This window comes from Polaromonas sp. P1_G4 (assembly GCF_056405475.1).
This window is the reverse complement of the sequence record NZ_JBFUCA010000055.1, coordinates 1-13,309: the sequence shown is the minus strand read 5'-3', so window position 1 is coordinate 13,309 and position 13,309 is coordinate 1. Positions and strand designations below refer to the sequence as shown.

Sequence of the window (13,309 nt, the reverse complement as noted above, 5' to 3'; positions counted from 1 at the left end):
GTCTTTATGAGCTGCTGACCGTCACGGAAGGCTTCAAGGAAAAAGTCTCGAAAGAGCCCAATATCGATGCGCTGCGCCGCCAGGCGGTCAGTGAAGGTATGCGCCCGCTTCGGTTGGCCGGCGCGTTGAAAGTGGCAGAGGGCCTGACAACCATCGAGGAAATTTTGGCCTCCACCCCGCCTTTGGCCTGAGTCCTTGGGCCTTTTACAACGGCCGGCCCGTTGTAAGCAAGAGGTAAGCCAAAAGATTACGAAAGGTAAGTGAAAGCCACATGGCGGGGGCCGGGTGATTGAATGCACAATCCACCGATTCTTTCTTTTATATATGTATTGAGGAGACAGCCGTGAATATCAAGAGTCAGAAAGACTTTTTCTCCGGCCTCATGTTCATGGGCGTCGGTGTGGCGTTCGCATGGGGGGCAACCACCTACAACGTGGGTGAGGGTGCCCGTATGGGACCGGGTTACTTCCCCCTCATGCTGGGTATTTTGATGACTGTTCTGGGGGCCGCGATCACTTTCAAGGCACTGGTCGTGGAAACCGTGGGCGGCGACAAGATCGGCAAATGGGCCTGGAAGCCCCTCTCCTTCATCATCCTGGCCAATCTGCTATTCGGCATTTTGCTGGCCGGTTTGCCGAGCATCAAGATTCCAGCCATGGGCATGATCGTGGCGATTTATGCGTTGACCTTCATTTCCAGCATGGCTGAAGAAGGCTGGAAGGTCAAAAACACTTTCATTCTTGCGACGGTGCTGGCCATCGGCAGCTACCTCGCTTTTGTCGTTCTGCTCAAGTTGCAGTTCCCGGTCTGGCCATTCTTTATCGGCTAAGGAGAATAAAAAATGGAATTGCTGTCTCACCTGTCGATAGGCTTTGGCGTGGCATTCACGCCCATCAATTTGTTGTACTGCCTGATCGGCTGTATTTTGGGCACCCTGATTGGGGTTCTGCCGGGCATTGGCCCCGTGGCTACGATCGCCATGCTGTTGCCGGCCACCTATGCGCTGCCACCCGTGTCGGCGCTGATCATGCTGGCCGGTATTTATTACGGCGCCCAGTACGGTGGCTCCACCACCGCCATTCTGGTGAACCTGCCGGGGGAATCMTCTTCAGTGGTGACCTGTATTGACGGGTACCAGATGGCAAGAAAAGGCCGGGCCGGGCCCGCGCTTGCCGCGGCAGGCCTGGGATCTTTCTTTGCCGGTTGCGTAGGCACCTTGATACTGGCCGCATTTGCGCCGCCGCTGACCGAATTGGCCTTCAAATTCGGCCCTGCTGAATATTTTGCCCTGATGGTTCTGGGCCTGATCGGCGCCGTGGTGCTGGCTTCCGGCTCGCTGCTCAAGGCGATTGCCATGATCGTGCTGGGCCTGCTGCTGGGCCTTGTCGGCACTGACGTGAATTCCGGCGTGGCCCGCTTCAGTTTTGACATTCCCGAACTGACCGACGGCATCGGCTTCGTGACCATCGCCATGGGTGTGTTCGGTTACGGCGAAATCATCAGCAACCTGGCGCAGCCTGAGCATGAGCGCGAGGTGTTCACCGCCAAGGTGTCGGGCCTGTTCCCGACCAAGGAGGACTTCAAGAACATGTTGCCGGCCGTGCTGCGCGGTACCTTCCTGGGTTCTGCACTGGGCATTTTGCCGGGAGGTGGCGCGCTGCTCGCGGCCTTCGCTGCCTATGCACTGGAAAAGAAGATCAAGTCGAAGCCGGGCGAGGTGCCTTTCGGCCAGGGCAACATCCGCGGCGTGGCCGCACCCGAGTCGGCGAACAACGCCGGCGCGCAGACGTCTTTCATTCCGTTGCTCACTTTGGGTATTCCACCCAATGCCGTGATGGCCTTGATGGTGGGCGCCATGACGATCCACAACATCCAGCCCGGCCCCCAGGTCATGACCAGCAACCCCGAACTGTTCTGGGGCCTGATCGCCTCAATGTGGATCGGCAACGCGATGCTCGTGATCCTGAACCTGCCGCTGATCGGCATGTGGATCAAGCTGCTGACCGTGCCTTACCGCTACCTGTTCCCGGCCATCGTGCTTTTCTGCGCGATTGGCGTGTATTCCACCAACAACAACACCTTCGACATCTGGATGGTGGGCATCTTTGGTGTGATCGGCTACATGTTCGTCAAGCTCGGCTGCGAACCAGCTCCCTTGCTGCTGGGCTTCATCCTGGGCCCCATGATGGAAGAGAACCTGCGCCGGGCCCTGCTGCTTTCGCGCGGCGACTGGAGCGTGTTTGTGACGCGTCCGCTGTCGGCCGGGCTGCTGGGAGCTGCCTTGCTGCTGCTGGTCATCGTGTTGCTGCCGAGCATCAAAAACAAACGGGAAGAAGCTTTCGTCGAGGAATAATCGACAGGAGCCGGCGCGAAAGCGCATGCGAAAAAAGGCACCTTCGGGTGCCTTTTGTTTTGCCTGTTTGCCACATAGTCGGCGCTCAAAATCGTTGCACAATGGCCAGATGAAACGTAGACATATTATTTCCCTGGCTGCGGCTTCCGCCGTAACTTTCGCGGGCCCCGCCATGGCCCAGAACTACCCGTCCAAACCCATTCGCATGATCGTGCCGTTTCCGGCAGGCGGTGCGACGGACATCCTGGCACGGGCCCTGTCGCAAAAGCTGGGCGAGAAAATCGGCCAGACGGTCGTGGTCGAAAACCGGCCGGGCGCCGGCGGCACGATAGGCGCCGATGCGGCGTCCAAATCGCCTGCTGACGGCTACACGCTGCTGCTGGCGACTTCAAGCACCCACAGCATCGGGCCGGCCGTCAACTCCCGAATTCCCTACAACGCGGAAACCGACTTCACGCCGATTGCCTATGTGGCAAGTTCACCCAACGTGGTGCTGGTGCCCAACACGTCGCCGGCAAAGTCCATGGGCGAATTTATCGATCATGCACGCAAGAACCCCGGGCGTTTGAACTACGCGTCCAGCGGCAACGGCACCATCATCCACTTGATGAGCGAGTACTTCAAGGCGCAATCGGGGACCTTCATCCTGCACATCCCTTACCGCGGTACGGCGCTGGCCATGCCGGACCTGATCAGCGGCAAGATCGACGTGCTGTTCGACTCCTTCGTCACCGGCATGCCGCATGTGAAGGATGGAAAGCTGCGGGTCCTTGCGGTCACCAGCCTCAAACGCACGGCGCTCGCTCCCGATCTGCCAGCGGTGGCGGAAACCCTGCCGGGCTTTGAGTCGGTCACCTGGTTCGGGGTTTACGGCCCCAAAGGCATGGCGCCAGACCTGGCAGGCAAGGTCAACCAGGCCGTGAACGCAGCCCTGGCCGATGCCGATGTGAAAGACCGCTTTGCCAGGCTGGGCGCGGAACCCACGGGTGGCACGCCGCAGGCCTTTGCGGCCATGGTGAAGACGGACACGGCCAGGTGGAAGAAAATCATTGTCGAGCGGAAAATCAGCGCCGATTGATGCCTTTCACCGCATCGCGCCGCCTGGTCGTGACGATGCYGGTCAGTTTGACTTCCCGCCTGCGGTTGCACACCGTGACCGCCGGCACCCATTTTTTCTTTGCCTTGCCTTCAACAGGTGACCCATGAATTTCAACTACAGCAACCCCTACACCTCCACCCGCCTGCCGCTGTTTGCCCGCAACGTTGTTTCGACTTCGCACCCATTGGGCGCACAGGCCGGTTTGCGCATGATGCTCAAGGGCGGCAATGCAGTAGATGCCGCGATCGCTGCTGCAGCCGCCATGACCATCGTCGAGCCTGTCAGCAACGGCCTGGGCAGCGATGCTTTCTGCATCCTCTGGGACGGCAAGGAACTGCATGGACTGAATGCATCGGGCCGCGCGCCGCAAAGCTGGACGCCGGATTACTTCAAGCGCAAATACGGCAGCGATGCGCAGACGCCTCCCAAGCGCGGCATGGATTCCGTGAGCGTACCGGGCGCGGTGGCCGGCTGGGTAGCCTTGAGCGAGCGTTTCGGCAAGCTGCCCTTCGCCGACCTGATGGAGCCTGCGATTGAAATCGCCGAGCGCGGCTATTTGTTGCCGCCCGTGGTGCAGCAGAAGTGGGCGGCTGCTACGGAGGAGTTGAAGTCGCAGCCAGGTTTTTCCCAATCTTTCCTTCCCTGGGGCCGGGCGCCGAATGTTGGTGAGCTGTTCCAGTTCAAGGCCGCGGCCAAAGCGCTGCGTTCGATTGCGCAAACCAGGGGCACGGCGTATTACGGTGGCGCCATTGCCCAGGCCATCGAAAAATTCTCCGCACAAAACGGCGGCAGCATCACCGCCAAAGATTTTGAAAGCTACAAGCCGGAATGGGTCAAACCCATCGGCAAGGAGTACCGGGGCTATACCCTGCACGAAATTCCGCCGAACGGGCAGGGCATTGCGGCGCTGATTGCGCTGGGCATCCTTGATAAGTTCGATGTGGCCGGGCTGCCGGTTGACGGCGTGGATTCGCAGCACCTGCAGATCGAAGCCATGAAGCTGGCATTTGCCGATATTTACCGGTACGTGGCCGAGCCCTCGTCAATGGAGGTGACGGCCGAGCAAATGCTCGATGACGCGTACCTTGCATCCCGTGCCAAACTCATCGACATGAAAAAGGCACAGGACTTTGGCGCGGGCAACCCCGTCAAGGGTGGAACGATCTACCTGACGGCGGCCGACGAGAACGGCATGATGGTGAGCTTCATCCAGAGCAACTACATGGGTTTTGGTTCGGGCTGCGTCGAGCCGGAGTTCGGCATCAGCCTGCAGAACCGCGGACACGCCTTCAGCCTGCAGACGGGCGCCAACCAGGTCGCGCCTGGCAAGCGGCCTTTCCACACCATCATTCCGGCCTTCCTCAGCAAGGACGGCAAACCCGTGATGAGCTATGGCGTGATGGGCGCGAACATGCAACCGCAGGGCCACATGCAGACACTGGTGCGCATGCTGGACTACGGCCAGAGCCCACAGGTGGCTTGCGATGCGCCGCGCTGGCGCTACAACGCCGGCCTGGAGATCAATGTGGAGGCCACGATGGACCCGAGTACCGTGCAGGGCCTTGCCGACCGTGGCCACCGTATGGAAGTCATCAACGACTCCTACCAGGACTTCGGCGCTGGTCAGTTCATCTGGCGTGCCGGCAATCCCAAGGTCGAGGGTTATGTCGCGGCAAGCGATCCACGCCGTGACGGCCAGGCCGTGGGTTTCTAAGCAACCACCTTGACCGATACGCCCGACACATCCGATATAAAAATGCCTGCAGACCAAGCAGGTCATGCGCAAGCAGCTACCAAAAGCATAGCGCCCGGCTTGCTGCTCGCCACTTTCGGAGCGATTGCCTTCAGCGGTAAAGCCATCATCGTCAAGCTGGCCTATCGCTACGGCGTCGACGCCGTCACGCTGATCATGTACCGCATGCTGTTTGCGCTGCCCATCTTTGCGGTGATGGCGTGGTGGGCCAGCCGGGGCAAGGCGCCGCTGACGCGCAAGGACTGGCTGGGCGTGCTCTGGCTCGGTTTTACCGGCTACTACCTCGCCAGCTTCCTGGACTTCGCTGGCCTGGCATTTATCAGTGCCTCGCTGGAGCGGCTGATCCTCTATCTCAATCCCACGCTGGTGTTGCTGCTGGGCCTGGTGTTGTACAAGCGCCGAGTTGGCGCGCTGCAAATTGTCGGCATGGCCATCAGCTATTGCGGTGTGGTGCTGGTGTTCGGTCACGAGATCACGCTGCAGGGTGCGGACGCTGCCTGGGGTGCGCTGCTGGTGTTCCTGAGCGCGGTGAGCTACGCGCTTTATCTGGTTTACAGCGGTGAGATGGTCCGGCGGCTCGGCTCATTGCGCCTGGTGGGGCTGGCTACCACCGTGGCCTGCCTGTGTTGCCTGCTGCAGTTTGTGTTGCTGCGTCCCATGAGCGCGGCAGCCGTGGCGCCGGAGGTAATCTGGCTGTCACTGCTCAATGCCACGCTGTGCACGGCTGCACCCGTGCTGATGGTGATGATGGCGATCGAGCGCATCGGCGCCAGCATGGCCGCGCAAACCGGCATGGTGGGCCCGATGTCCACCATCCTGATGGGTGTGCTGATTCTGGGTGAGCCGTTCACGGCCTGGGTGGCGGCGGGGACGGTTTTAGTCATCGCCGGAATATTCGTCTTTACCAGAACCAGATAGCCCCCACGGTTGCTCACTTCGTGTAGCCTGCGGCTTCTCCCTGCCCCTTTTCATTACCCAGGGGCCGCTGCGCCTGCGGTCTGGCAAAGCCAGTCCCGCGGCCCCGGTTGGTGAAGAAGTGCCGCCGTCGTAGGCCCGTTACGTCCTAGTTCGTTTTCTTGCCGGTAGTGCGCGTGGGTGCGGGTGCCTGCGCGGTAGGCCGGCGGTTCGAAGCGCTCATTCGCTGCGCTACCGTGACGGACGGCTGGCCCGCGTAAGCATCGAGCCGGTTACCCATGGCCTGCTCAAGCTGGTTCAGGCGAACCTGTGCCGGTGGATGGGTGCTGAGCGACAGGGCGAATAGCGCATCGTCAGGCGCTGCGCTGCGCAGTTGCTGCAGCACCGCCACCAGGCCGTAGGGATCGAACCCTGCGCGCGCGGCGAGAGCCACGCCGGTACGGTCGGCGTCAAACTCGTCCTGCTGGTCCAGCCCCTTGGTGTACATGTTCTTGCCCAGCGCCAGCAACTGCGACGACACCAGGCCGCCCAGGTCGTTCTTCAGCTGAGAGCTGATCACCTGCGTCAGAAGGCCGGCGCGTGCCGCCTTGTTCATGGCGATCAGGTGGTGCTTGGCTGTGACATGGGTGATTTCATGGGCCAGGATGCCGGCCAGTTCGCTTTCGTCCGCCACGCGGTCCATCAGGCCCTTGGTGACGAAGACATAACCGCCTGGCGTGGCAAATGCGTTGAAGCCGGGGTCGTCGAGGATGGCGAAGGTCCAGGGCAGGTCGGGCCGCGATGACTGCAGGCTGATCCAGCGGCCCAGCTGGTTGATATAGCGCTGCGCGGCCACGTCAGGATAGAGCGGTTTGCTGCCCAGTAGCACGGCGGCCAGTTGCTGGCCGATCTGGATTTCACGTGGTTCGTCAATCTGATCCAGCGACTGCGACAACAGCTGGAACAGGTCACCACCTTGGGCCGCCTGCTGTCCGCCCGGTGTAAGGCTGGCGCCCAGCAACGCGCCGGCCAGACCGGCCGCTGAGTTGGGTTGCGCGGGGGCGGGCTGCGCCGGCTGGTTCGGGCGTATCAGTGACTGGAACAGGCCGCCCAGCGCCTTGCCCGCATCCTGGGCATGAGCGCCCAGAGGGAGCAGGCCGGCCAGCAGGGCCAATGCAAAAACCGCATGGCGTGCGGGCGTTGCCAGTGTTTGGAGGGTGTGAAGATTCATTGCGCTGCCTCTTGTCTTGTTTTTAGCCGCCGTATTGTTCGGTTCTGGTGCTGGGTGTGGCAGCCGGCGGTGTGGGTGTGGGCAGGGGATCGACCTGCCGGACGTTCAGCGAGGCACCGCCCGCGAACTGCCTGGCTTGCGCAGCGTTCGCACGGTTGGCGTCGGCTTGCGCCACGGCCGCCAGGTTGGGAACGGCATTGGCCAGGTCTTCCGCACCCAGGCCGCGAATGCCGACGGTGGATGTGGCAACTGCGCCGCCCGGCGCCTGTGCGCTGCCCTTGTTGAAAAAGCTCGAGAGGCTGCGCAGTGCACCGGTGCCGGCACCGGCCTGCGAGCTGGGGGCCGTGATGTCAAACATGTGCACCCAGCCGCTGGTGCCGTCGGCAGTGCGGACCTTGATCCACGCGCCGTTGCGCTCGCCCAGCCGGGTCACCGAGGTTTGAACCGGCAGCGGGGCCAGGCTGCGGGCCGATTCGCCCGGACCTTCGCGCAGTTGGGCTGCGCGCTTGATCAGTACGGCCTCGCCTTGCGGCTGGGCCTGTGCCGCCGCACTGAAAACCAGCATGGATGTGAGCAGGGGAGCGATAACCATTCCCGCCTGCATTTTGTATTTACTCAGTATCATGAGCCGCTCTCCCCCGTGGTTGTAATGAGGAATTATTATGGATTTGGGTATTGCAGGCAAATGGGCGCTGGTCTGCGGYGCCAGCAAGGGTTTGGGTCTGGGTTGCGCCGAGGCGCTGGTGCGCGAAGGCGTGCATGTGCAGATCGTGGCCCGCGGCGAAGAAACGCTGAAGGCCGCGGCTGAAAAACTGAAGGCGGACAAGGCCAAACCCGCGGGCACCAGCGTTCAGTATGTTGCCGCCGACATCACCACGCCCGAAGGCCGCGCCTCGGTTTTTGCGCTGCGCAAGGACTTCGACATCGTGGTGACCAATGCCGGCGGTCCCCCGCCCGGCGACTTCCGCGACTGGGACCGTGATGCCTGGCTCAAGGCGGTGGATGCCAACATGCTGACCCCCATTGAACTGATCAAGGCCACGGTCGACGGCATGGCGGCACGCGGCTTCGGGCGCATCGTCAACATCACTTCCAGTTCGGTCAAGTCGCCCATCGACATCCTGGGCCTGTCCAACGGCGCGCGCAGCGGGCTGACCGGCTTCGTGGCCGGCGTGGCACGCACCAAACTCGCGGCGCAGGGCGTCACCATCAACAACCTGTTGCCGGGCGCCTTCGACACCGACCGCCTGCGCGGCACCATGAGCGGCGCGGCGCAAAAAACCGGTCAACCTCTTGAGGCCATCATGGACGCGCGCCGCAAGAACATCCCGGCCCAGCGCTTCGGCACGCCCGAAGAGTTCGGCGCCATCTGCGCTTTCCTGTGCAGCATGCATGCCGCCTACATGACAGGGCAGAACGTGCTGGCCGACGGCGGGGCCTATCCGGGCACCTATTGAGCATTAAGCGCCCGCCCTTGAGCCTGGACTACCTCCACTTCGATTACGCGGAAGACGGTGACGGCACGGGCACGCTGGAGGCTGTAGCGTCAACCTGGCCCGAGCAGGTGCAGGCCGCGCACGCCGAGGTCGTCCAGGTGCTGGCGTGGGCGCATGCGGAATTCCCCGGGCGGCGCGGCCCGCTCGAGGAAGGCTTTGACTGGGACTACGACCTGCATGGCATGCAGGAGATGACGGCACCCGAGGCCTTGCGCTATGACGAGGCAGCACATCGCCTGAAGGTGGAAGCCGGCACGCCCGGCAAGCCGCGGCACACGCTGACCCTGTCGTTCAGCGGGACCGCGGAGTTTTGCGATGCGTTCAGGCGGCACTTCGGCCTGGACCAGGATTGAGTGCCGAAGGCACTCAAGTTAGCGTTAACATTCGGGCATGAAGTCACCCACAGAGACGCTGCGAAAAGCCAAGCGCGCCCCGCGCCCCGGAACCGGCGGCATCACCCTCAGCGACGTGGCCAGCCTGGCCGGTGTTTCGGCCATCACGGTGTCGCGCGCGCTCAACACACCGGCGGCCGTGTCCCCCGAAACCCTGGAGCGCGTGCGCAGCGCGATTTCGCGCAGCGGCTATGTGCCTAACCTCATCGCCGGCGGCCTGGCGTCCAATCGCAGCCGCCTGGTGGCGGCCCTGGTGCCCACCATCGCCGGCCCGGTGTTCCTGGAAACCATACAGGCGCTGACCGACGCACTGGCCGAGGCCGGCTGCCAGCTGATCCTTGGGCAAAGCGGCTACGGCGGCGCGCGCGAAGACGCGTTGATCGATGCCATCGTGGGCCGACGGCCCGACGGCATCGTGCTGACCGGCATCATGCATTCGCCGGAAGGGCGGCGCCGCCTGCTGGCCTCGGGTATTCCCATCGTCGAGACCTGGGACATCACGCCCACGCCCATAGACATGATTGTGGGTTTCTCCCACGAGAAAGTCGGCGCGGCGGTAGCAGACTACCTGTACGACCAGGGCTTTCGCCGGCCCGGTGTGGTCATCGCGGAAGACCAGCGCGCCATGCGCCGCCGCACCGGATTCGAGGCGCGGCTGGCCGAGCTGGGCGTGCACGGCATCCCGGTCTGTACCGTGCCTGCGCCTTCATCGCTGGCCAACGGCAGGGCCGGTTTCGCCGACCTGCGCGCGCGTCATCCTGATATTGATGTGGTTTTTTGTGGTTCCGACGTCATTGCCCACGGCGTCATCACCGAGGCCCAGGCATTGGGTCTGTCTATTCCGGGTGATGTGGCGGTCATGGGTTTTGGTGATCTCCCGTTTGCTGCTTTTACCCATCCCTCCCTGAGCACGGTGCGTATCGACGGCACATCCATAGGTCGTCAGGCGGCCCGATTCATCCTCGACGTCGCTGAAAACCGCGACGTCGGCGCGCGGGTGCGAGACCTAGGGTTTCTCATAGTAAAAAGAGCCAGCGCCTGACTTGACGCACGGTGGGCCTTTATCCTAATATTCATTTGTTAGCGCTAACAAATTGGTTGAGGCAATAGTCAATTAATTTTCTGTTGTCAGGCGGCCCCAGCCCCTTGTTTTGCTAATGCGATGCAGGCCACCGACCTTGCCGCCGGCAAATAAAAAGGAGACAAACATGAGTCAGAACACTATGCGTGCGCGGCGCGGGTTTCTCAAAACCGCTATTGGCGCCAAGGCTGCGAGGGCCGCTTTCGTGTGCGCGGCTGCGGCCGTGGGCCTGCTGGCCCTTCCAGTTCAGGCCCAGACCGACTACCCGTCGAGGGCGATCAAGCTGATTGTTCCGTTCCCGGCAGGCGGCACCAGCGATGTGATGGGACGCATGATTGCGGAAGAGTTGACAAAAGCCCTGAAGCAGCCCGTGATTGTGGAGAACCTCGGCGGCGCGGGCGGGGTCATCGGCACAGAGAAGGGCGCCAAAGCCGCGCCCGATGGCTATACGCTGATACAAACAGGTGTTGGCCAGAATGCGGTTGCGCACGGTCTCAACCCCAAGCTCGGCTACGACTCTGTCAAGGATTTCATCCACGTCACGCAGGTCCATTCAGGACCGAACGTGCTGGTGGTCCATCCTTCTGCGCCTTTTAACACCTTCCAGGAGCTGATTGCTTACGGGAAAGCCAATCCCGGCAAACTGAGCTATGGCTATGTGCCTGCGGCCTCGGGGCACATGGCGATGGAGCTGCTCAAGCAAACCGTCGGCACCTGCTCGGGCGTCAAAAAAGAAAACTGCAAGCCCCTGTTCATGGTCGGCATTCCCTACCGGGGCGGCGGCCCCATGCTGACGGATATTCTCGGCGGACAGATACCCTTGATGTTCATCAACCAGGATGTGGCGTTGCCGCATATCAAGGCGGGCAAGCTCCGGGCCCTGGCTGTGACCAGCCTGGCGCGCAATCCGCTGTACCCGGACGTGCCCACCATTCACGAATCGGGTTACCCCGGTTTCTCCGCTCTGTCGTGGTCCGGCCTGTCGCTCCCCAAAGGCACGCCCAAGCCCATTGTGGACAAAATAGAAGCTGCCGCTGTCAACGCGATGCAGTCCCCCGCCATCCGCGCGCGGATGGAGGCCAACGGTTTTGTGGTGCCGGCCCAGGGCAGTACGGAATACACACAGTTCGTGGCACGGGAGCTGGACCGCTGGACGCGGGTCATCAAGGTCGCCGGCATCAAGGCTGAATGATGGTTGGGCGGATGAAAAGTATCAAAATCAGCGCAGTCCGAATCACGCCCATCGCGTTTCGCGATGCGCCGCTGCTCAACGCCAGCGGTATCCACGAGCCCTGGGCGCTGCGCAGCATTGTCGAGATGGAAACTTCGGACGGGCGCGTTGGCATCTCTGAAACCTATGGTGACGAGCCCATGGTGAAAGTGCTGGAGCAGGCCCGTGCCCTGGTCCTCGGCTTGTCTCCGTTTGGGCTGAACGTCATGGAAGAGCGCGTACGCGCAGCCATCAAGCCCGGACACGCCACTGACGGCAGCGTGCAGTTCGAGCTTGCACCGGGCTCGCACACTGCCAAAAATGCCGACAAGGTCATCAGTGCGATGGAAGTCGCCATGCTCGACCTGCAAGGGCAGATCCTGGGCATGCCCGTGTGCGACTTGCTGGGCGGTGCCGTACGCGCAGAGGTGCCTTACAGCGCCTATCTGTTCTACAAATACGCAGAGCACGCTGACAAACCTTATGCACCCGACGCCTGGGGCGAAGCCGTTACGCCTGAGCAGGTTGTGAAGCAGGCGCAGCGGATGGTGAGCCTTTATGGCTTCAAGAGCATCAAGCTCAAGGGCGGTGTGTTCCCGCCGACTGAAGAAATCGCCGCCATGAAGGCGCTGTCCAAGGCCTTCCCCGGTGTGCCCTTGCGGCTGGACCCGAACGCCAACTGGACGCTGGAGACCAGCATCGCCGCCGCAAAAGAACTCGATGACTTGCTGGAATACTACGAAGACCCGGCACCCGGCCAGGAGGCCATGGCCGAGCTGGCCCGGCACTGCCGCATGCCGCTGGCGACCAACATGTGCGTCACCACGATGGAGGAGTTCAAGCGCAATGCCTCCACGCATGCGGTCAGTATCCTGCTGTCAGACCACCACTACTGGGGTGGCCTGCGCGCCACGGCCTCACTGGCGCGCATGTGCAGCGTTTTCGGCATGGGCATGTCCATGCATTCGAACTCGCACCTCGGCATCAGCCTGATGGCCATGACGCACGCCGCCGCCGCGATTCCCAACCTTACCTATGCCTGCGACACGCATTACCCTTGGCAAGAAGAAGAAGTCATCAAGGGCGGACGGATCCAATTCGACCAAGGCGCAGTCAAGGTGCCGACGGCGCCCGGCCTGGGCGTCGAACTAGACCAGGCCAAGCTGGCCGAATTGCACCGGCAATACCTGGATTGCGGCATCCGCAACCGCAACGACCTCGCGCAGATGCGCAAGTACCAGCCGGGGTTTTCCGGCATCAGCCCGCGTTTTTAAGAGGCCGGCAGGAGCCTCGCATTTTTCCATTTCCTGTTTGCAGTTCACACCAACAACGAAGGAGACAAGATCATGAGCAAGTTCAAGTATTTGAAGTCCCGCCTGGCCCGGGGCCTGTGGGCCGCAGGCTTTCTGACATCGCTCGCGGGCATATCTGCATTCATGGCCGGAACGGCCCATGCGGAGCCCGTGACGCTCAATGTCGTCGACGTGGCGGGCAACCTGGCGCTGACGCAGGAGGCACTGGAAAGTTTTGCTGCGAAAAATCCGAACCTGGTGTCGCGCATTACCTTCACCAAGGCGCCGGCACCCGAGCTGCCCGGAAAAATCCGGGCCATGCAGGCCGCTGGCCGCACTGACATCGACCTGGTACTGACCGGCACCGATGCGCTGGCTGCCGGCATGGCGCTCAATCTCTGGGAGCCCATGCTGCCTGCGCATGCCGCGAAGTTCCCCAATTTGATGGACAACTACCAGCCCAGCGCCCGCAAGATGCAGGACCTGACCAACGGCCTGGCCGTCATGG

At 62.1% G+C, this 13,309-nt stretch carries 12 protein-coding genes and 2 pseudogenes; 12 read left to right on the top strand and 2 right to left on the bottom strand.

The window, feature by feature from the left end:
- The 6 genes and pseudogenes from AC1D1X_RS04760 to AC1D1X_RS04735 form a co-directional block, all read left to right on the top strand.
- A pseudogene (locus tag AC1D1X_RS04760) lies at window positions 1-191 on the top strand (type II/IV secretion system protein); the annotation flags it as partial.
- Between the two features lie 152 nt (window positions 192-343).
- The gene (locus AC1D1X_RS04755) at window positions 344-829 is read left to right on the top strand and encodes a tripartite tricarboxylate transporter TctB family protein (RefSeq protein WP_477669709.1); all 486 of its coding nucleotides are present in this window, start codon (window positions 344-346) and stop codon (window positions 827-829) included.
- A gap of 12 nt (window positions 830-841) precedes the next feature.
- Complete coding sequence (locus AC1D1X_RS04750) at window positions 842-2,353, top strand: tripartite tricarboxylate transporter permease (RefSeq protein WP_477669708.1); 1,512 nt, start codon at window positions 842-844, stop codon at window positions 2,351-2,353.
- A gap of 109 nt (window positions 2,354-2,462) precedes the next feature.
- Complete coding sequence (locus AC1D1X_RS04745) at window positions 2,463-3,431, top strand: Bug family tripartite tricarboxylate transporter substrate binding protein (RefSeq protein ID WP_477669707.1); 969 nt, start codon at window positions 2,463-2,465, stop codon at window positions 3,429-3,431.
- Window positions 3,432-3,555: 124 nt separating this feature from the next.
- Entirely contained in the window at window positions 3,556-5,166 is a 1,611-nt protein-coding gene (locus AC1D1X_RS04740) for a gamma-glutamyltransferase family protein (RefSeq protein ID WP_477669706.1), read from the top strand.
- A gap of 42 nt (window positions 5,167-5,208) precedes the next feature.
- Window positions 5,209-6,123: a DMT family transporter gene (locus tag AC1D1X_RS04735; RefSeq protein ID WP_477669705.1), complete on the top strand. Its 915-nt coding sequence runs from the start codon at window positions 5,209-5,211 to the stop codon at window positions 6,121-6,123.
- Between the two features lie 145 nt (window positions 6,124-6,268).
- Here the strand turns inward: AC1D1X_RS04735 and AC1D1X_RS04730 are convergent, their stop codons facing one another.
- Both AC1D1X_RS04730 and AC1D1X_RS04725 read right to left on the bottom strand, forming a co-directional pair.
- Window positions 6,269-7,330: a M48 family metalloprotease gene (locus tag AC1D1X_RS04730; RefSeq protein WP_477669704.1), complete on the bottom strand. Its 1,062-nt coding sequence runs from the start codon at window positions 7,328-7,330 to the stop codon at window positions 6,269-6,271.
- 22 nt (window positions 7,331-7,352) lie between these two features.
- Window positions 7,353-7,922 (bottom strand): SH3 domain-containing protein, encoded by a 570-nt coding sequence (locus AC1D1X_RS04725; RefSeq protein ID WP_477669703.1) that lies wholly within the window; start codon window positions 7,920-7,922, stop codon window positions 7,353-7,355.
- 70 nt (window positions 7,923-7,992) lie between these two features.
- Between AC1D1X_RS04725 and AC1D1X_RS04720 the strand changes: the two genes are divergently transcribed.
- The 6 genes and pseudogenes from AC1D1X_RS04720 to AC1D1X_RS04695 form a co-directional block, all read left to right on the top strand.
- Window positions 7,993-8,787, top strand: coding sequence for an SDR family oxidoreductase (locus AC1D1X_RS04720; RefSeq protein WP_477669702.1), 795 nt, complete (start codon window positions 7,993-7,995; stop codon window positions 8,785-8,787).
- Window positions 8,788-8,804: 17 nt separating this feature from the next.
- Window positions 8,805-9,179, top strand: a complete 375-nt coding sequence (locus AC1D1X_RS04715; RefSeq protein ID WP_477669701.1) for a hypothetical protein — start codon at window positions 8,805-8,807, stop codon at window positions 9,177-9,179.
- 37 nt (window positions 9,180-9,216) lie between these two features.
- Window positions 9,217-10,260: a LacI family DNA-binding transcriptional regulator gene (locus AC1D1X_RS04710; RefSeq protein WP_477669700.1), complete on the top strand. Its 1,044-nt coding sequence runs from the start codon at window positions 9,217-9,219 to the stop codon at window positions 10,258-10,260.
- A 166-nt stretch (window positions 10,261-10,426) separates the two neighbouring features.
- A complete protein-coding gene (locus tag AC1D1X_RS04705) occupies window positions 10,427-11,491 on the top strand; it encodes a Bug family tripartite tricarboxylate transporter substrate binding protein (RefSeq protein ID WP_477669699.1) in 1,065 nt (354 codons plus the stop codon).
- Window positions 11,492-11,502: 11 nt separating this feature from the next.
- The gene (locus AC1D1X_RS04700; protein WP_477669698.1) at window positions 11,503-12,783 is read left to right on the top strand and encodes a glucarate dehydratase family protein; all 1,281 of its coding nucleotides are present in this window, start codon (window positions 11,503-11,505) and stop codon (window positions 12,781-12,783) included.
- Between the two features lie 72 nt (window positions 12,784-12,855).
- Window positions 12,856-13,309 (top strand): annotated as a pseudogene (locus AC1D1X_RS04695) (ABC transporter substrate-binding protein); the annotation flags it as partial.